12 protein-coding genes are annotated in these 18,851 nt (G+C 73.5%); 2 read left to right on the plus strand and 10 right to left on the minus strand.

Annotated elements, in window-relative coordinates; translation table 11 throughout:
* Nucleotides 1-71: 71 nt before the first annotated feature.
* Together ACF07V_RS00290 and ACF07V_RS00295 are read right to left on the minus strand one after the other, a co-directional pair.
* Nucleotides 72-365 carry a hypothetical protein gene (locus ACF07V_RS00290; RefSeq protein WP_051844542.1) on the minus strand — a complete coding sequence of 98 codons (294 nt, stop codon included), beginning with the start codon at nt 363-365 and terminating at the stop codon, nt 72-74.
* A 243-nt stretch (nt 366-608) separates the two neighbouring features.
* Nucleotides 609-2,789 carry an ATP-dependent DNA helicase UvrD2 gene (locus ACF07V_RS00295; protein WP_392150659.1) on the minus strand — a complete coding sequence of 727 codons (2,181 nt, stop codon included), beginning with the start codon at nt 2,787-2,789 and terminating at the stop codon, nt 609-611.
* Between the two features lie 169 nt (nt 2,790-2,958).
* Between ACF07V_RS00295 and ACF07V_RS00300 the strand changes: the two genes are divergently transcribed.
* On the plus strand, nt 2,959-3,216 hold the full coding sequence (locus tag ACF07V_RS00300; RefSeq protein ID WP_351192650.1) for a mycoredoxin: 258 nt from the start codon (nt 2,959-2,961) through the stop codon (nt 3,214-3,216).
* 122 nt (nt 3,217-3,338) lie between these two features.
* On the opposite strand, the gene ACF07V_RS00305 is transcribed toward ACF07V_RS00300, so the two are convergent.
* From ACF07V_RS00305 to ACF07V_RS00340, 8 genes are all read right to left on the minus strand, one after another.
* Nucleotides 3,339-4,136 (minus strand): hypothetical protein, encoded by a 798-nt coding sequence (locus ACF07V_RS00305; protein ID WP_392150660.1) that lies wholly within the window; start codon nt 4,134-4,136, stop codon nt 3,339-3,341.
* 63 nt (nt 4,137-4,199) lie between these two features.
* On the minus strand, nt 4,200-5,168 hold the full coding sequence (gene nudC / locus ACF07V_RS00310; protein ID WP_392150661.1) for an NAD(+) diphosphatase: 969 nt from the start codon (nt 5,166-5,168) through the stop codon (nt 4,200-4,202).
* Between the two features lie 35 nt (nt 5,169-5,203).
* Nucleotides 5,204-6,622, minus strand: a complete 1,419-nt coding sequence (locus ACF07V_RS00315) for a dipeptidase (protein ID WP_392150662.1) — start codon at nt 6,620-6,622, stop codon at nt 5,204-5,206.
* A 9-nt stretch (nt 6,623-6,631) separates the two neighbouring features.
* Nucleotides 6,632-10,063 carry a UvrD-helicase domain-containing protein gene (locus tag ACF07V_RS00320; protein WP_392150663.1) on the minus strand — a complete coding sequence of 1,144 codons (3,432 nt, stop codon included), beginning with the start codon at nt 10,061-10,063 and terminating at the stop codon, nt 6,632-6,634.
* Nucleotides 10,064-10,123: 60 nt separating this feature from the next.
* Entirely contained in the window at nt 10,124-10,939 is an 816-nt protein-coding gene (locus ACF07V_RS00325) for a hypothetical protein (protein ID WP_392150664.1), read from the minus strand.
* A gap of 91 nt (nt 10,940-11,030) precedes the next feature.
* Nucleotides 11,031-11,789 (minus strand): hypothetical protein, encoded by a 759-nt coding sequence (locus tag ACF07V_RS00330; RefSeq protein WP_392150665.1) that lies wholly within the window; start codon nt 11,787-11,789, stop codon nt 11,031-11,033.
* Between the two features lie 131 nt (nt 11,790-11,920).
* A complete protein-coding gene (locus ACF07V_RS00335; protein WP_392150666.1) occupies nt 11,921-15,403 on the minus strand; it encodes an ATP-dependent helicase in 3,483 nt (1,160 codons plus the stop codon).
* 176 nt (nt 15,404-15,579) lie between these two features.
* Nucleotides 15,580-15,984: an MGMT family protein gene (locus ACF07V_RS00340; RefSeq protein ID WP_392150667.1), complete on the minus strand. Its 405-nt coding sequence runs from the start codon at nt 15,982-15,984 to the stop codon at nt 15,580-15,582.
* A 162-nt stretch (nt 15,985-16,146) separates the two neighbouring features.
* Between ACF07V_RS00340 and ACF07V_RS00345 the strand changes: the two genes are divergently transcribed.
* On the plus strand, nt 16,147-18,789 hold the full coding sequence (locus ACF07V_RS00345; protein ID WP_392150668.1) for a lysylphosphatidylglycerol synthase domain-containing protein: 2,643 nt from the start codon (nt 16,147-16,149) through the stop codon (nt 18,787-18,789).
* Nucleotides 18,790-18,851: the final 62 nt, after the last annotated feature.

The following is an 18,851-nucleotide window of genomic DNA, read 5'->3' on the forward strand; positions in this document are numbered from 1 at the left end:
GGGGACAAACAGAAGGGCCGCGGATCCCGGGTGGGGTTCCGCGGCCCTGAAGGCGCCGGTCTGATCATGGATCAGACTGGATCACTCCAGGGTTCGAGCCCACGGAAGGCCCACATCATGTGGTGGTGCGTCGTCGTCTGCTGCTGGGTTCCGGCACCGGTCGCCGCAAAGCCATAGGCCGTGGCCTTGCCTGCTACTCCTGCTTCCAGTGCCTTGGTCGGTCGCTCATTGCGCGGAGCCACGGCGGCCGCACCGAGACCGGAGAGACCGGTGACGGGCAGGCCGGCGACGGGCAGACCGGTGCCAATGAGGGCCGAGGCGGAGAGGCCGAGCGAGCAGGCGGAGACGACCGAGCGATCGGTCATTTTGGCCGTGCCGACGATGCTGACGGTGCTGATGGAGCTGGCGGTGCGGGACTGAATGACGGTGCTGATCACTGGAATCGCCTCCTCTCGGCGTCTCGGAGGGCTCGGGTGCGAGCCGGACCCTCATGTTTATTTGGACAAGTACAGCACGAAGACAGGGCTTCGAAGAAGCGCTGTTTCCGTGGTTAAGAACCTATGGGGCTTGACGGGGCGGGCGCAAACTATTTTTCCGACGAGTTTTCCTCAGACCTCGTCCTCGCCCGTCCCACCCTCCTCACCTGCGCAGATGGCCAGGACCTCGGCTCCGAAGCGGTCGAGCTTGCGGACGCCGACGCCGGCGATCGAGGAGAGCTCTCCGTCGGTGGTGGGGACACGCTCGGCGATCGCCATGAGCGTCTTGTCGGTGAACACGCAATACGCCGGCTGGCCGAGCTCCCTGGCCTGTTCCGATCGCCAGTCCCGCAGCCGCTCGTACAGCGCCTCGTCCATGTCGGACGGGCAGTCCTCGCAGCGCATCAGCTTCATCGCGCCCGCCTCGGTGAGCGTGGCACCGCAGACCCGGCACAGGACGGGGCCGCGCGCCTTGCGCCGGACGGGGCCGCTCCCCCGCTCGACGGCTCCGGCGCCGCCGCCGGAGCCGATGGTGCCGAGGGAGCCGGAGCCGGGGCGCAGCCCCTTGAGGAAGTGGCTGGGGCGCCGGTTGGCGCGGCCGCCCGGGGAGCGGGAGAGCGCCCAGGAGAGCGTGAGGTGGACCCGGGCCCGGGTGACGCCGACGTACAGCAGGCGCCGCTCCTCCTCGACCTGCTCGTCGGTCTTGGCGTACGTGATGGGCATCATGCCCTCGGTGAGGCCGACCAGGAAGACGGCGTCCCATTCGAGGCCCTTGGCGGCGTGCAGGGAGGCGAGGGTGACGCCCTGCACGGTCGGGGCGTGCTGGGCGGCGGCCCGCTCGTCGAGCTCGGCGACCAGGTCGGAGAGGGTGGCTCCGGGCTTGGCGCGGGCGAAGTCCTCGGCGAGCCGGACGAGGGCGGCGAGGGACTCCCAGCGGTCACGGACGGCGCCGGAGCCGGCGGGCGGGGTGCTGGTCCAGCCCTTGGTGGAGAGGACGGCCCTGACCTGCGAGGGAAGGTCCTCGGCGTCGTCGAGGAGCGAGTCGTTGCCCCCGGCGCGGGCGGCGCCGCGCAGGGCGATGCCGGCCTCCCGCACCTCCTGGCGCTCGAAGAAGCGCTCGGCGCCGCGGAGCTGGTAGGGCACTCCGGCGTCGGCGAGGGCCTGCTCGTAGACCTCGGACTGGGCGTTGATCCGGTAGAGGACGGCGATCTCGCCCGCGGGGACGCCGACGGCGATGAGGTCGCGGATGCGGCGCGCGGTGCCCTCGGCCTCGGTGGGCTCGTCGGCGTACTCCGTGTAGACCGGCTCGGGGCCCGGGTCGCGCTGCGAGATCAGCTCCAGGCGGTGCTCGGCGGCCCGGCCGCGGGCCTGGCTGAGCAGCCCGTTCGCCAGGTGGACGACCTGCGGGGTGGACCGGTAGTCGCGGACCAGCTTGACGACGGTGGCGCCCGGGTGCCGGGTGCGGAAGTTCAGCAGGTGGTCGGGGGTGGCGCCGGTGAAGGAGTAGATCGTCTGGCTGGCGTCGCCGACGACGCAGAGGTTGTCGCGGTCGCCGAGCCACAGGTCGAGCAGCCGCTGCTGGAGCGGGGAGACGTCCTGGTACTCGTCCACGACGAAGTGCTGGTACTGGCGGCGGATCTGGTCGGCGATGTCGTGCCGGTCCTGGAGGATGCCGACGGTGAGCAGCAGCACGTCCTCGAAGTCGATCACCGAGCGGTCGCGCTTCAGCTGCTCGTACATGGCATAGATCTGGCCGATCTCGGCCGGGTCGCGGGGGGCGTCCCTGACGGACTTGGCGACGACGGCCGGATAGTCGGCGGGGACGGTCTGGGTGACCTTGGCCCACTCGATCTCGCCGGTCACGTCCCTGAGCTCGTTCCGGTCGAGGCGGATCCGGCAGCGGGCCGCGGCGTCGGCGACCAGCTGGATCTTCCGCTCCAGGAGCCGGGGCAGCTCGCCACCGACTGCTTTCGGCCAGAAGAACTGGAGCTGGCGGAGGGCCGCGGAGTGGAAGGTGCGGGCCTGGACGCCGCCCGCGCCGAGCTGCCGGAGCCGGCCGCGCATCTCGCCGGCGGCCCGGTTGGTGAACGTGACGGCCAGCACGCTGGCGGGCTGCAGGACGCCCGCCCGCACCCCGTACGCGATCCGGTGGGTGATGGCCCGCGTCTTGCCCGTGCCGGCCCCCGCGAGCACGCACACCGGCCCGTTCAGGGCAAGGGCGACCTCGCGCTGCTCGGGGTCGAGCCCGTCGAGCACCGCGTCGGCCGTCTCCGGGACCTGCGGGAAGAGAGTGGAGTGCGTTGCTGATGTCACCCCCCAATGCTGCCAGGTCGGGCGAGCGTGCCGTCGAAGCTTGTCCACAGGCACGTGCCGCCGGTCATACGAATTCCGGGAATGGCCCGGCCGGGGCGTACGTTCTTCCTCTCGGCACCGATACCGGCACCGACACGGACGCCGACACCGACCAGAGGAGCGCCAGGCCATGCAGGGCACTGTGACGATGTACAGCACGACGTGGTGCGGCTACTGCCGCCGGCTGAAGAGCCAGCTGGACCGCGAGGGCATCGCGTACACGGAGATCAACATCGAGCAGGACCCGGACTCGGCCGCGTTCGTCGAGAAGGCCAACGGCGGCAACCAGACCGTTCCCACCGTCCGGGTCGTCCCGACGGCCGGTGGCGACGAGGTCGTCATGACCAACCCGAGCCTGGCCCAGGTCAAGCAGGCCCTCGTCGCCTGACCCGAGCCACGCGACGCGACACCACGCGAACGCGACACCGCGCGAACGCGACACCACGAAACCCCCGGCGGCCGGGACCGGCCGTCGGGGGTTTCGCGTGCGGCGGCGGTGCGGCCGCGGGGTCAGAGCGCGAGGACGGGCCGCGTGGAGGAGTCCTCGCAGAGGCCCCCACCGTCCGGGCCGTACACGAACTCGGCCATGGACGGGTTGCGGTGGGCGGTGGCCAGGGGCAGCCAGGCCAGCAGGTGACCGTAGCCGCCGCACACCGACTCGCCGCCGTCCCCGCCGTGGACCGCGGTGACGTCGCTCGTCAGCTCCGACCGGTAGGTGTCGTAGGCGATGCGCAGGCCGAAGGCGCTCGGCTCGTTCCGCGGGCCCGGGCCGGCCCCGTAGGGCAGGCCGTCCAGGGGGCAGTCGTCCCCCCATCGGAACAGGGTCTCCGCCCCGGCCCCGCACGCGTGCTCCCACTCGTCGGAGCTCGGCATCCGCAGCCCGCGCTCCGCGAGCACGGCCGGCATGTCGGCGGGCTCCTCGGTCAGGTCCTCGTCCTCCACGGCCATGAGCACCGTGGCGAGGACGGCGCTCCGGCGGGGGCTGAGCACCCGTGCGAGATGGGCCCGCAGGTCGGGCCCGTCGGCGAAGCCCTGGGCCAGGCTCCGGGCGTAATCGGCGGTCTGCCAGGGGGTAGGCCGCCAGCCGTCCGGGTCGAAGCCGAGGGTCACCGGCCCGCCGGGTATCAGGGCGAACTGCTGCCCCTCCCGCTCGATCCGGACGCGGTGCAGCGGGGCACCGAGGTGCTCCGTGGTCTCGACGAGGGTCACCCGGCCGTCCACCCGGCCCGCGGCCTCCTCGGCGAAGCGGCGTGCGGCGGGCAGGTCGAAGGACCGCCACTGGTCGAGGGTGAGATCAGCGAGTGACATGCCCGGCAGTGTTGCAGGCGGGTCCGACAGGGCCCCCGGCCCGGAGGCCGGGGGCCCTGTCGCTCAGACCACGTCGCCCGGCTTCGGGAGGGGCTTGCCGTACCAGCGCTCGATGAGGCGGGAGGCGATCGAGATGCCGTAGGGGGGCAGGACCTCGCCGGACTCGAAGGCCGCGGCCAGGTCCTCGCGGGAGAACCAGCGGGCCTCGTGGATCTCCTCGCCGTCCACGTTTATCTCCGAGGAGGTCGCCTTGGCGAAGAAGCCCAGCATCAGGCTGGAGGGGAACGGCCAGGGCTGGCTGGCGATGTACTCGACCTCGCCGACCGTGACTCCGGCCTCCTCGAAGACCTCGCGGGCCACCGACGCCTCGATGGACTCCCCCGGCTCCACGAAACCGGCGAGGGTCGAGAAGCGGCCCTCCGGCCAGTGCACCTGGCGGCCGAGCAGCGCCCGGTCCTGCTCGTCCGTGACCAGCATGATCACCGCGGGGTCGGTGCGCGGGTAGTGCTCGGCGCCGCAGGCCTGGCAGCGGCGGACGTGACCGGCGGCCGCGACGACCGTCCGCTCGCCGCACCGCGAGCAGAAGCGGTGGAGGCGCTGCCAGTTCTCCAGGGCCACCGCGTGCACCATCAGGCCCGCGTCGCGGTCGGAGAGCAGCAGACCGGCCTCGCGCAGCCCGGCCGGGCGCGCCGACTGGTCCATGCGGCCGGGCAGGGAGTCCTTCTGGAGCGCGAAGTACGAGACGCCCTCGGCGTCCGTGCCCAGGAAGTAGCGGTGGGTCTCGGTGACCGGGGCCTCGAACGCCGGGGTCATCACGAGCTCGGTGGTTCCGTCGGGGCGGTCGTCGATCAGCACCTGGCCCCCCGAGACCACGAAGACCCGGGTCGTGGGGTGGCTCCACGCCGCCGCCAGCCACGCCTCGTCGAGACGGTGGTGGGCGGCGCGGTCGATGCCGCTCGGGGCGGTGAGCGAGATCGGGCGGTCCGCATGAGCCTGGTTCGGGCTGCTCGACGCGTTCTTCAGGGTGCTCACAGGTGCTTCCAACTCCCCCGGATCGGTGTGTGGGTTCAGCGCGCGGCGTGGGCCAGGGCGGCGGGCAGGTCGGCCCACAGGTGCGCGGTCGTCTCGACGCCCTTCATGAGGAGGTCGAGTTCGATCTTCTCGTTGGGGGCGTGCCAGCCGTCGGACGGGACGGAGATGCCGAGGAACAGGACGGGCGCCCCCAGGACGTCCTGGAGGTCGGCGGCCGGTCCCGAGCCGCCCTCGCGGGTGTAGCGGACCTTGGCGCCGTCGAAGGCCCTGCTCATGGCCCCGGCCACCGCCTTGAGGGCGGGGTGGTCGAGAGGGGTGAGGCAGGGGCGGGTCGGGGCGCCGAAGACGATCTCGTACCGGATGCCGGCGGGGACGAGTCCGGCCAGCCAGTCCCGTACCGCGAGCTCGATCTTGGCCGGGTCCTGGCCCGCGACCAGACGGAACGACAGCTTCAGCTGGGCCGAGGCGGGGACGATCGTCTTGCCGCCGGGGCCCTGGTAGCCGCCGCCGATGCCGTTGACCTCGGCGGTGGGCCGGGCCCACACCCGCTCCAGGGTCGAGAAGCCGGCCTCGCCGAGGGTGCCGTGGGACTTGGCGGTCCGGAGCCAGGCCGCCTCGTCGAAGGGCAGCTCGGCGACGAGGGCCCGCTCGGCCTCCGTGAGCTCCGTCACCCCCTCGTAGAAACCGGGGATCGCCACGTGCTCGTGCTCGTCGTGCAGGGCCGCGACGATCCGCCCCGCGACGGTCGCCGGGTTCGGCACGGCGCCGCCGAAGGAGCCGGAGTGGATGTCCTGGTCGGGGCCGTACAGCTCGATCTCGCAGTCGGCGACCCCGCGCATGCCGGTGCAGACGGTCGGAGTCGTCTCGGACCACATGCCGGTGTCGGAGACGATCACGGCGTCGGCGGCGAGCCGCTCGGCGTGCTCCTCGACCAGCGCGCGGAAGTGCGGGGAGCCGGACTCCTCCTCGCCCTCGACGATCAGCTTGAGGTTGACGGCGGGCGCGGTGCGGCCGGTGGCGGCCAGGTGCGCGCGGACGCCGAGGGTGTGGAAGAACACCTGCCCCTTGTCGTCGGCCGCCCCGCGCGCGTACATCCGGCCGTCGACCACCGTCGGCTCGAACGGGTCCGTGTGCCAGCCGTCCTCACGGGCCGCGGGCTGCACGTCGTGGTGGCCGTAGACGAGGACGGTCGGGGCGTCCGGGTCACCGGAGGGCCACTCGGCGAAGACGGCGGGAGCGCCGTCCGTCTCCCAGACCTCGACCGTGGTGAAGCCGGTCTCCGTGAGCTTGGCGGCGAGCCACTCGGCGCTGCGCCGTACGTCTCCGGCCCGGTCCGGCTGGGCCGACACGGAAGGGATGCGCAGCCACTCGGCCAGGTCGCCGAGGAAGGCGGCACGGTGCTGCTCGACGTACGTACGTACGGTGCGGACGGCGCTGTCCGGGGTCTCGCTCATGCCCCGAGCCTATCCGGCGTCCGGGGGTGCCCCTCCCAGCAGGATGGCCTCCAGCTCGGCCCGGCCGGGCAGGCGGGCGGGACGGGCGACCTCGCCCGTTCGGACGTACACGAAAGCGGCGGCCACGTCCTCGGGCTCGAGGCCGTGCTGCTCGGCCCAGGCGAGCCGGTAGATCGCGAGCTGGAGCGGGTCGGCCGAGCGGTCCCGGCTGGTCTTCCAGTCGACGATCTCGTACGCCCCGGAGTCCGGGTCCCGGTAGACGGCGTCGATCCTGCCCCGCACGACCCGGCCCGCGAGGGAGAGGTGCACGGGGACCTCGACGCGGTACGGGGTGCGGTGGGCGTACGGGGTGCGGGCGAAGGCCTCCTTGAGCTCGTCGAGGTCCCGCTCGTCGAGGATCTCGGGCTCGCCCGCGAAGTCCTCGCCGCCCGGCAGCTCCTCCGGGCCGAGGAACGGCAGCGGGAGCTCCTCGAACCGGGACTCCACCCACGCGTGGAATCGGGTGCCCCGGCGGGCCGCGGGCTGCGGCGCCTTGGGCATGGGCCGGGCCAGCTCCTGGGCGAAGCCGTCGGGGTCGGCGGCGAGGCGCAGCACCTGGGAGGCGGAGAGGTACGCGGGCAGCAGGACGTCACGGGTGGTCGCGCGGGCGCGGCGGAGCTCGGTGGTGAGGGCGGTGAGGTCCCGGTCCCAGGAGGCGATGGTTCTCGTGTCCTCGGGGGTGAGCGGCCGGGGCTCGTCCCTGGGGGCCGGGACCGCGTCCTTGTGGAGGTCCTCCGGGAGGGTCTCCTCGTCCCAGACGGGCTCCTCCTCGTCGGGCCAGAGGTCCTCGGGGTCGGGGTCCTGGAGGTCGGGGTCCTGGAGGTCGGGCGCCGTGCTCGGGGGGTTGTGCCCACCGTCCCCCGGACTCCGTCCGGGGGTGCCCCCATCGCTCTGCGGAACCATTGCCCACAGCCGGGCCTGCACCATGTCCGCCGCCTGCCTGCGGCGGGCGTACGCCTCCGCGTCCAGCGGGAGTGGCCAGGTCTGGTCTTCGCCCCGTTCCGTCAGGGACGGGTTCTCCGCGTCCTTTTCCGGTTCCTCCGCCCACGTCTCGATCTCTCCGTGGCCCGCCGCGCAGTGGTCGTACAGCGCCTGGAGGAAGTCCGAGGGGCCCCGGGGCTTCTTCTGGGCCGGGCCCCACCAGTGGGCGGAGCCGAGGAGCAGGGAGCGGGGGCGGGTGAAGGTGACGTAGCCGAGGCGGAGCTCCTCGGTGTGCTGGTGGTCCCGCATCGCGTTCTTGAAGGACGTGAGGGACTTGGCGTCCCAGGTGTCGATGCCCGGCAGGGTGGCCGCGTCGCCGCGCAGGGCGTGCGGGAGCACCTGGGGCTGCGAGGTCCACGACTCGCGGGCGCGGGCGCTCGGGAACTGGCCGGTGACCAGGCCGGGGACGGCGACGACGTCCCACTCCAGGCCCTTGGACTTGTGGGCGGTGAGGACCTTCACGGTGTTCTCGCCGCCGGGCAGCGCGTTGTCGAGGCCCTTCTCGAACTGGACGGCCGTGCGCAGGAAGCCGAGGAAGGCGAGGAGGCTGGCCTCGCCGTCGAGGGAGGCGAAGCCGGCGGCGATGTCGAGGAAGTGGCCGAGGGTCTCGCGGCGGCGGGCGGCGAGCGCGTGCGGGGAGGCGGAGAGCTCGACCTCCAGGCCGGTCGCGGCGAGGACCCGGTGCAGCACGTCCATGAGGGGGTCGGCGAGCGAGGAGCGCAGGGCGCGCAGTTCGGTGGCGAGGCGCGCGAAGCGGACCCGGGCCTCGGTGGAGAAGGCCAGGCCGTCGTCGTCGGCGCCGCCGGAGTCGAGGAAGGTGTCGAGCGCGTCGGCGAGGGAGACGACCTCGGCCGGGTCGACGCCCTCGACGGCGGCGGCGAGCCGCTGGTCGGGGTCCGGTTCGTCGCCGCCCCGGTGGACCAGGAGGCGGGCGCGGCGGCCGAGGAGGGCGAGGTCGCGGGCGCCGATGCGCCAGCGGGGGCCGGTGAGGAGGCGGACCAGGGCGGCGTTGGCCCCCGGGTCCTGGAGGACCTCGCAGACGGCGACGAGGTCGGCGATCTCGGGCAGGTGGAGGAGGCCGGAGAGGCCGACGACCTCGACGGGCACGTCACGGGCGACGAGGGCCGCGTGGATGGCGGGGAAGTCGGTGGCGGTGCGGCACAGGACGGCGATGTCGCCGGGCTCGCGGCCGGTCCGTACGAGGTGGGCGAGGGAGTCGGCGAGCCAGTCGATCTCCTCCGCGTGGGTGGGGAGGAGCGCGATGCGGACGGTGCCGTCGTGCTCGGCGCCGGGCGCGGGGCGCAGCGCCTCCACGCCCGCGTGCATGGCGCGCAGGGGTGCGGCGAGGCCGTTGGCGAGGTCCAGGAGGCGGCCGCCGCTGCGCCGGTTCTCGGAGAGGGAGTAGCGGCTCGCGGGGCTGCCGTCCGCGTGCGGGAAGTGCTCGGGGAAGTCGTCCAGGTTGGCGACGGAGGCGCCGCGCCAGCCGTAGATGGCCTGGCAGGGGTCACCGACGGCGGTCACGGCGTGTCCGGTGCTCCGGCCGGTCGGGCCCTGGCCGAAGAGTCCGGAGAGCAGCAGCCGCTGGGCGACGGAGGTGTCCTGGTACTCGTCGAGCAGGACGACCCGGAACTCCTCGCGGAGGATCGCGCCGACCTCGGGCCGGGTGGTGGCGAGCTCGGCGGAGCGGGCGATCTGGTCGCCGAAGTCGAGCAGGTCGCGGGAGCGCTTGGCGGCGCGGTAGCGGACGACGAGGTCGAGGAGCTCGCGGCGGGCGGCGGAGGCCTCGGGGATCTTGCGCAGCTCGGCGTTGCTGAGCCGGGCGTCGGCGAGGGCGTCGAGGAGCTCGGAGTCGTAGGCGAGGAGCCGCTCGGGCGGCACGAGGTGCTCGGCGAGCTCGGCGTCCAGGGCGAGCAGGTCGGTGATGAGGGTCGGGAAGGAGCGGGTGAGCGCCGGGTACGGGCCGGGGGCCTCGCGCAGGACGCGCGCGGCGAGCTGGTAGCGGGTGGCGTCGGCGAGGAGCCGGGAGGTGGGCTCCAGGCCGATGCGGAGGCCGTGGTCCGTCAGGAGCTGCCCGGCGAAGGCGTGGTACGTGGAGATGCGGGGTTCGCCCGGGGGGTTCTCCGGGTCGATGACGTCGGGGTCGGTGACGCCGGCGCGGACGAGGGCGGTGCGGACGCGCTCGGCGAGCTCGCCCGCCGCCTTGTTGGTGAAGGTGAGACCGAGGACCTGCTCGGGGGCGACCTGGCCCGTGCCGACCAGCCAGACCACGCGGGCCGCCATCACCGTCGTCTTGCCGGAGCCGGCTCCGGCCACGACGACCTGCGGGGCGAGCGGCGCGGTGATGCAGGCCGTCTGCTCCGGGGTGAACGGGATGCCGAGGAGCTCCTTGAGCTGCTCGGGGTCGGTGAGGTGTGCGGTCACCTCAAAGAGGCTAACGGGGCCGACTGACACTCCGGTCCCGTACGCCTGTGACCTGGGGTGTCACGCGGACGTGCCGCTGACCAGCTTGGAGAGGTCCACCGTCTCGTCGGCCGGCGGGGCCTTCACCACGACCGGCTTGTCGTAGTCGGAGAGCATGATCGTGCCGGGTTCGTCGCCGCCCGTCCTGACCATCTTCAGGATGTACGGCTTGCCCCGCTCGGAGACGGACACGGTGGTCGTCTCGCCGCCCGCCTTCTTCTTCACCAGGGTCGTGACGGGCGTCCCGTCGACCGTGCCGTCCGGTCCCCGGGTCAGTCCCCTGCGCTGCTCCTTGTCCTTGTCCAGGTCGGAGAGGAGCGACTTCAGGTCGCAGACGCTGCCGAGGTCCTGGCTGCCCGGCTGCCCCGGGGCGATCTTCAGCCAGCGGCCCTTGATGAGTTCGAGGGTGACCGTGATCTGTGGCTCCGGCAGGCCCTGGGAGGCCATGGAGGTCCGCCAGAACGCCTCGTCGCCCTTCATGTAGGTGACGTGGTCGAGCCGGCGCAGTTCGGCGGTGCCGTCCTTGATCTTGATCAGGCCGGTGCACTCGCCCTTGTCGTTGACGGCGAAGTCGATGCCGAGCGGCTGTCCTCCGCTGATGACCTTGCCCTTCATGTGCAGGGAGGTCGCGGACTGGGTGGCGGTCACGGCCCGCTCGCCGATCTGGTCGGCGGTGAGGCCCGCGAACGGGTCCGGGGAGGGGGCGACGGACACCCCGGGGGCTGCCGGTGCCGCGGGGGCCGCCGCGTGGGCCGTCGCCGTCACGGGTCCCGCGACGACGACGGCGGCGCAGACGACGGCCGCGGAGCGGAGCTTTCGGTGGGAGTGGGACGCCATGCGAGCCTCCTCGCGGTTTCCCCGAGGCTCCCACCAGGGTCGCCCCGCGCGCGCGTGCCCGCGACTTCTGGGCCTCAGGGCCCGGCGTGGGTCAGGAAGCGCCCTTCATCAGCTCTTCCATGTCGACGACGTCGCCCTTCGGCGGGGCGGTGACGGTGACCGGCTTGTCGAACTCGCTGAGGGTGACCGTGCCCGGGTCGTCGCCGCCGGTCGTCACGACACGGAGTATGTACGGCTTCGCGGAGTCCTTGGCCACGTAGAAGGTCGTGGACTCGCCCTTGTCCTTCTTGGTGAGGACGGCGGCCGGCTTGCCGTCGACGTCGGCGTCGGCCTCGCGGGTCAGGCCCTTGCGCGGCGTCTCCTCGTCCATGTCCTTGACGATCTTCTTGAGGTCGCAGAAGTTGTCCTCGTCCTCGCCGGCGCCGGCGGGCATCTTCATCCAGCGGCCCTTGAGCAGCGCGGACATGGAGTCGGACTCGTCCGAGGAGGCGCCCTCCTCGCCGCCGGAGGACTTCCAGAAGGCGTCGTCGCCCTTCATGTAGCTGTTGCCGCCGGTGGCGAGCATCTCGGCCTTGCCGCCCTTGGGGGCCTGCATCGTGCCCTTGCAGTTGCCCTTGTCGTCGACGGCGAAGTCGACGGTCATCTCCTCGCCGTCGGTCTTGCCGGCGCCGTTCATGCGGAAGGCGGTGGCCGCCTTCGTCGTGTCGACGGCCTTGTCGGCGATGGCGTCGGCCGTGAGTCCCGCGAAGGGGTCGGCGGCCTTGTCGTCGCCCGTGGAACAGCCCGTGACACCCGCGACCACGGCCACACAGACCGTCGCCGCCGCCCAGAGCTTCCGGTTGGCCCTCATGCGCGTACTCCTCACAGCGTCTTTCACAGCTTCTCTTCACCGCGCCTTTGGACGGGCGCGCAAAGAGTGACCCGTGAGACCGGGTGAGGGATGTACGGAGGGCTACGTGACGCTCCGCACACGGCCCCGGGTCAGTCGACGACCTGGCGGCCCTCCGGCTGGGCGCTGCACGAGGCCCGGAAGGCGCAGGTCGTGCAGTGCTGGCCGGTGCTCGGGGTGAACCGCTCGTCGAGGACCCGGCCCGCCGCGTTGGCGAGCAGTTCGCCGACCCACTCCCCGGTCAGCGGCTCCTGCGCCTGGACCTTGGGCAGGGCGTCGCCGCCCTCCTTCTTCGGGGCGGCCTGTCGCAGCTGTACGAGCTCGGCGCCGCCCGGCTCCGGGCGGTCGCCGCCGAAGACCTCGTCGAGGGCGCCTTCGCGCACCGCGAGCTGGTAGACGGCGAGCTGCGGGTGGTGGGCGACCTCGTCCTTGGTGGGGGCGGACTTGCCGGTCTTGAAGTCGACGACGTACGCGCGCCCGTGCTCGTCGGTCTCGACGCGGTCCATGGAGCCCCGGATCCGGACCTCGTACTCCCCCGCTTCCAGGGTCACGTCGAAGCCGTGCTCGGAGGCGGCGGGGGTACGGCCGCCGCGGTCCATGACGTGCCAGCTCAGGAAGCGTTCGAGGGCCACGCGCGCGTGCTGCTTCTCCTGCGCCGACTTCCAGGGCGCGTCGAAGGCGAGCGCGTCCCAGACGGAGTCGAGCCGGGCCATCAGCACGTCGAGGTCGGCCGGGGTGCGCCCGGAGGCGACCTCGTCGGCGAGGACGTGGACGACGTTCCCGAAGCCCTGGGCGGCGGTGGCGGGGGCCGACGCCTTGACCTCGCGGCCCAGGAACCACTGGAGCGAGCAGGTGGAGACGAGGTTCTCCAGCGCGCTGGGCGAAAGCGCCACGGGCCGGTCGCGGTCGCGCAGCGGCGTCGCGCTGCGCGTCGGTTCGAACAGGCCCCACCAGCGGTCCGGGTGCGCGGCCGGGACCAGCGGCTGGCCGTCCTCGTCGGTGAGCGCGGCCAGCCGGGCGAGCCGGTCGGCCGCCGCCTCCCGGAGCTCGGGCGAGGCCTCCGGGTCGACGGTGGTGGCGCGCAGCTCGGCGACCAGCGCGGACACGGCGAGCGGGCGGCGCGGGCGGCCGGGGACGTCCTTCGGCTCGGCGCCGAGCTCGGTGAGGAAGCGGGACGGCTGGTCCCCGTCTTCCGCGGCGGCCTTCACGGCGGTGACGACGAGCCGGTCACGCGCGCGGGTGGCGGCGACGTAGAAGAGGCGGCGCTCCTCGGCGAGGAGGGCGCCGGGGGTGAGGGGTTCGGCGAGGCCGTCGTGGCCGATGCGGTCGGCTTCGAGGAGGGAGCCCCGGCGGCGGAGGTCCGGCCAGAGGCCCTCCTGCATGCCGGCGACGACGACGAAGCTCCACTCCAGGCCCTTGGAACGGTGGGCGGTCATCAGGCGGACGGCGTCCGGGCGGGTGTGCCGGCGGGTGAGGGTGTCGGCGGCGATGTCCTGGGCGTCGAGCTCTTCGAGGAAGTTGAGGACGCCTCGGCCGCCGACGCGCTCCTCGGCGCGGGCGGCGGTCTCGAAGAGCGCGCAGACGGCGTCGAGGTCACGGTCGGCATTGCGGCCGGCGGGGCCGCCGCGCAGGGCGGCGCGCTCCAGGCGGCCGGGCCAGGGGGTGCCCTTCCAGAGCACCCAGAGGGCCTCCTCGGCGGTGCCGCCGGCGTCGAGCAGCGCGCGGGTCTCCTGGAGGAGCTGTCCCAGGCGCTGGGCGCCGCGGGCGTAGGCGGGGTCGTGGGCGACGAGGCGCTCCGGCTCGGCGAGTGCCTGGGCGAGGAGGACGTCGGAGGGCGCCGGGACCTTGTTGCCGGCGGCGCGCTCCTCGTCGCGGAGGGCGCGGCCGAGCCTTCGGAGGTCGGCGGGGTCGACGCCTGCGAGGGGGGAGGCGAGGAGTTCCAGCGCGGTCTCCACCGTGAGCCAGCCGGCGGGCTCGGGCACGGCGGGTGCGGCCGGCTCGGCAGGCTCGGGCACGGCGGGTGCGGCCGGCTCGGCGGGCTCGGGCTCGACGGGCGCGGCCGGCTCGGCGGGCTCCGGCTCCGCGGGTGCGGCCGGCTCGGCGGGTGCGGTGTCCTGGGGCGCGCTGTCCGGGACCGGTGCGGCGCCGTCGTGGGTTGTGCCGACCCGTTCCGGCCCTGCGGAACGCCTGCCCCCCACGGAGGCCACCGCCCTCAGTGCCAGCAGCAGCGGCGTCACCGCCGGTTCGTGGCGGAGCGGGGTGTCCGCCGCGTCCGTCTCCACCGGGACCCCCGCCGAGGTGAGGGCGCGGCGGAGGGACGGGAGGGAGGCGGCGGCGCGGGTGAGGACGGCCATGTCCTGCCAGGGCACGCCGTCCTCCAGGTGGGCGCGCCGCAGCAGGTCGGCGATGTTCTCGGCCTCCGCCGAGGCCGTGGGGTAGGTGTACGCCTCCGCCCGGCCGCCGTCCCGCGTCGGGGCGAGTTCGCGGTGGGCGCGGACCTTGTCGGCGGGGAGCCGGGGCATCGCCATCCGCTGGGCGAGCAGCCGGGTCGCCCCGAGCAGCTCGGCGCCCGAGCGGCGGGAGGTGCGCAGGACCTTGACGGCCGCGCCGCCGAACGTGGACGGGAAGTCGAGGATGCCGTTCACGTCGGCGCCGCGGAAGGCGTAGATGGACTGGTCCGGGTCGCCGAAGGCGACGACCGTGCTGCGGCCGCCGCCCGCAAGCGCGTGGAGGAGCCGGACCTGGGCCGGGTCGGTGTCCTGGTACTCGTCGACGTAGATCGCGTCGTACGCGGGCAGGCGGGCGTCCCGGGCGAGCGGTACGGCCCGGTGGACGAGCTCCGCGTAGTCGAGGACGCCCTGGAGGTCGAGGACGTCGAGGTACTCGGCGAGGAAGCCGGCCGCCGCCTTCCAGTCCGGGCGGCCGACCCGGTCGGCGAAGCGGGCCAGGGCGTCCGGTCCGAGGCCCAGCTCGCGGGAGCGCGCGAGGACGGCCCGTACCTCGTCGGCGAAGCCGCGGGTGGTGAGGCAGGCGCGGAGTTCGTCGGGCCAGCGGACGTGTCCGAGGCCCGTCTTCTCCAGGTCGATCTGGCCGGCGAGCAGTTCGCGGACGGCGAGGTCCTGCTCGGGTCCGGAGAGCAGCCGGAGCGGTTCGGCGAAGAGTTCGGCGTCCTGGTGGGCGCGGATGAGGGCGTAGCAGTAGGAGTGGAAGGTCGTGGCCTGCGGCGGGCGGCGGCCGCCGAGCCGGCCGGCCATGCGGTCGCGGAGTTCGACGGCGGCCTTGCGGCTGAAGGTGAGGACGAGGAGGCGTTCGGGGTCGGCGCCGTTCTCCATGCGGGCGGCGACGGCCTCGACCAGGGTGGTCGTCTTTCCGGTACCGGGTCCGGCGAGGACGAGGAGAGGTCCGCCGGTGTGGTCAACCACGGCCCGCTGGACTGCGTCCAGCTGAGGGGGATCCAGCGGGGCCGGCGTGGTGCGCACCAGTCGGTACGCGCCCGGGATCCGCTGCCGTCCCTGACCGGGGTACGGCTGTCCCTGGTGCGGCGGCGTACGCCGGGTGGTGGAGGAGGAGCTCACGTGGTTCGCCGGTCCTGGTGGGTGTGGTGGTGCGGGTGAGGCCGCCGTGTGCCGTGGCCGCCGCCTCGGGAGACGCGAACGTCGACGTTACGCGAAGCGGGCCGTCGACGAGCCGTACTCCGTACCGCGTCCACCCCCGCGGACCCGTCCCGGCCCCGCCCACCGGGGCGGCTCGCTCAGGTGTGAGTTCGGGCACCCCCGGACGCGGTCCCCTCCTCCCCCGGAGCGCCGTCCCAGCGGGCCCGCCGCATGTCGATCCTCGGTACGTGCCCCTCGGCCGCCGGGCCCGCCGCGCGCAGCGGGGTGCCCTCCTCGCGGTAGTGGCCGAGGGCCCGGAGCTCGTGGCCGGGCAGCAGCGTGCCGTCGGCGCGGACGACCCGCCACCACGGGGCCGATCCGCCGTACAGTGCCATCACACGGCCGACCTGGCGGGGTCCGCCCTCGCCCAGCCACTCGGCGACGTCGCCGTACGTCATCACGCGGCCGGGAGGGATCGCGTCGGCGACGTCGAGCACCCGCTCCGCGTATTCGGGCAGTTCTCCGGGCTCCCCCACGGGTTCCTCCATGCTCATCCGCCCCATCCTGCCTCACCGCACCGACATGGCCCTGATGCCTCCGCGCGGCGGCTCTTCGTGCCACCATCGTCCGGGCGGTGACTGGTGATACGAGATCAAGAGCGACAAGTACAAGAACAAGAACGAGCACAGAAGCAAGATCGACAAGACGCACATGCAGAGACGGACATGGTGATGGGCCAGGACACGAAGCCTCCTGAGGGGGCTCAGCCCGACGTGCCCGAAAAGGTCTCCGGCGACGAGCCGCTGCTCGCCGCCCGCGTCCACCGGCCCTCCGATCTGATGCGGCTGCTCGTCGGCCTGCTCGCCATCGGGCTCGTCATCGCCGTCGCGGCGTTCGCCCACGCCACGACCTCCGGTCTGGAGGAGGACATCAACAAGGGCGCGGTCGGCGCCCCGGACGTCTTCGTCAAGATCGCCGGCCTCGTCTCCTCCATCGCCGTCCTGCTCGTGCCGGTCGCCTTCGCCATCGAGCGGCTGATCAAACGCGACGGGCTGCGCATCGCGGACGGCGTCCTCGCCGCCGTCCTGGCGCACGGCGTCACCCTCGCCACCGACCTCTGGGTCGCCCAGGCCGCGCCCGGCACGATCCAGGACGCGCTGACCCAGCCGCAGTCCGGCGGCGGTCTCACGGACCCGGTGCACAACTACCTCGCCCCGGTCATCGCGTACATGACCGCCGTCGGCATGGCCCGCAGGCCCCGCTGGCGGGTGTCGCTCTGGGCGGTGCTGCTGCTCGACGCGTTCACGATGCTGGTGGCCGGCTACACCACGGCCCTCTCGATCATCCTGACCGTACTGATCGGCTGGACGGTCGCGTACGGCACGCTGTACGCCGTCGGCTCCCCGAACGTCCGGCCCACCGGGCAGAACCTCCTCGCCGGCCTGCGCCGGGTCGGCTTCCGGCCGGTGACCGCCCTGCGCGCCGAGGGCGTGCCCGACGCGGCGGACAGCGGGGACCGGGGCCGCCGGTACATCGTGACCCTGGAGGACGGGCCGCCGCTCGACGTCACCGTCGTCGACCGGGAGCAGCAGGCGCACGGCTTCTTCTACCGCGCGTGGCGGCGGATCACCCTGCGGACGATCACCACCCGCCGCTCGATCGTCTCGCTGCGCCAGGCCCTGGAGCAGGAGGCGCTCCTCGCGTACGCGGCGATCGCCGCCGGGGCGAACGCGCCGAAGCTGATCGCCACCTCGGAGCTCGGCCCGGACGCCGTGATGCTCGTGTACGAGCACATCGGGGGCCGGAGCCTGGACTCGCTCGACGACACCGAGATCACCGACGAGCTGGTCCTCAGCGCCTGGCGGCAGGTCCGGGCGCTGCAGTCGCGCCGGATCGCGCACCGCCGGCTCACGGGGGACGCGATCCTGGTGGATCGTTCCGGCAGGGTGATCCTCACCGATCTGCGCGGCGGCGAGATCGCCGCCGGCGACCTGGTCCTGCGGATGGACGTCGCCCAGCTGCTCACCACCCTCGGTCTGCGGGTGGGGGCGGAGCGCGTGGTCGCCGCGGCCGTCGAGGTCCTCGGCCCGGACGCCGTGGCCGACTGTCTGCCGCTGCTCCAGCCGATCGCGCTGAGCCGCTCCACGCGCGCGACGCTGCGGAAGCAGGCCCGGGAGCGGTCCGCGCGGGAGCGGGAGGCCGTGCTCGCGGCCTCGGAGGCGGCCAAGCACGAGCGGGAGCTCGCGAAGGCCGAGGCGGCCGCGGACAAGAAGGCCGTACGGGCGGAGACGAAGGCCGAGAAGAAGGCGGACAAGAAGGCCGAGAAGCGGGCCCTCGACACCGCCCTCGACGAGGCCCGCGAGGAGGACCTGCTCGCGCAGATCCGGCAGCAGGTGCTGCTGATCCGCCCGCAGGCCCCGGTGGAGCCCGTCCGTCTGGAGCGGATCAAGCCGCGGACCCTCGTCAGCATGATCGCGGGCGCGGTCGCCGCGTACTTCCTGCTCTCGCAGATCGCCCGTACGCCGCTGTCGACGGTCAGCGAGGCGGACTGGCGCTGGGTGGCGGCCGCCGTGCTGTTCTCGGCGCTCAGCTACGTGGCGGCGGCGATGGCCCTGCTCGGCTTCGTACCCGAGCGGGTCGGGTTCTGGCGGACGGTGGCCGCGCAGGTCGCCGGCTCCTTCGTGAAGATCGTCGCCCCCGCGGCGGTCGGCGGCGTCGCGCTGAACACCCGCTTCCTGCAGCGCTCGGGAGTGCGCCCGGGACTCGCGGTGGCGAGCGTCGGCGCCTCGCAGCTCTTCCAGCTCGGCGCGCACATCATGCTGCTGCTCTCCTTCGGCTATCTGACGGGCACGGAGAAGTCGCAGTCCTTCACCCCGTCGAGGACGGTGATCGCCGGGCTCCTGACGGTCGCGGTGCTCGTCCTGGTGGTGACGGCGATCCCGTTCATGCGCAAGTTCGTGTCGACGCGGCTGCGCTCGCTCTTCGCCGGTGTGGTGCCCCGCATGCTGGACGTGCTCCAGCGGCCCATGAAGCTGGCGACGGGCATCGGCGGGATGCTGCTCCTCACCGGTGTGTTCGTGCTCTGCCTGGACGCCTCGATCCGGGCCTTCGGGCACGGCCACACGACGCTCAGCTACGCGAGCGTGGCCGTCGTCTTCCTCGCGGGCAACGCGCTCGGTTCGGCGGCGCCGACACCGGGCGGCGTCGGCGCGGTCGAGGGCGCGCTCACCCTCGGCCTGGTGGCGGTGGGTCTGCCGATCGAGGTCGCGACCCCGGCGGTGCTCCTGTACCGCCTGCTCACGCTGTGGATCCCGGTGCTGCCGGGGTGGATCTGCTTCAACTGGCTGACCAAGCGGGAAGCCCTGTAGGCCGCCACCCGCTTGGACCCCCGTCCCGCGCGGGGGCCCGGGCGGCGGCCCACGATGGGCCT

Source organism: Streptomyces sp. NPDC015661 (genome assembly GCF_043077765.1).
GTDB lineage: Bacteria > Actinomycetota > Actinomycetes > Streptomycetales > Streptomycetaceae > Streptomyces.

Excerpts from the sequence above, each read along its gene's own strand:
- ACF07V_RS00300 (WP_351192650.1), top strand. The coding sequence starts at position 2,959 with ATGCAGGGCACTGTGACGATGTACAGCACGACGTGGTGCGGCTACTGC.
- ACF07V_RS00330 (WP_392150665.1), bottom strand. The coding sequence starts at position 11,789 with ATGAGGGCCAACCGGAAGCTCTGGGCGGCGGCGACGGTCTGTGTGGCC.
- ACF07V_RS00290 (WP_051844542.1), bottom strand. The coding sequence starts at position 365 with ATGACCGATCGCTCGGTCGTCTCCGCCTGCTCGCTCGGCCTCTCCGCC.
- ACF07V_RS00345 (WP_392150668.1), top strand. The coding sequence starts at position 16,147 with ATGGTGATGGGCCAGGACACGAAGCCTCCTGAGGGGGCTCAGCCCGAC.
- ACF07V_RS00325 (WP_392150664.1), bottom strand. The coding sequence starts at position 10,939 with ATGGCGTCCCACTCCCACCGAAAGCTCCGCTCCGCGGCCGTCGTCTGC.
- ACF07V_RS00305 (WP_392150660.1), bottom strand. The coding sequence starts at position 4,136 with ATGTCACTCGCTGATCTCACCCTCGACCAGTGGCGGTCCTTCGACCTG.
- ACF07V_RS00315 (WP_392150662.1), bottom strand. The coding sequence starts at position 6,622 with ATGAGCGAGACCCCGGACAGCGCCGTCCGCACCGTACGTACGTACGTC.
- ACF07V_RS00340 (WP_392150667.1), bottom strand. The coding sequence starts at position 15,984 with ATGGGGCGGATGAGCATGGAGGAACCCGTGGGGGAGCCCGGAGAACTG.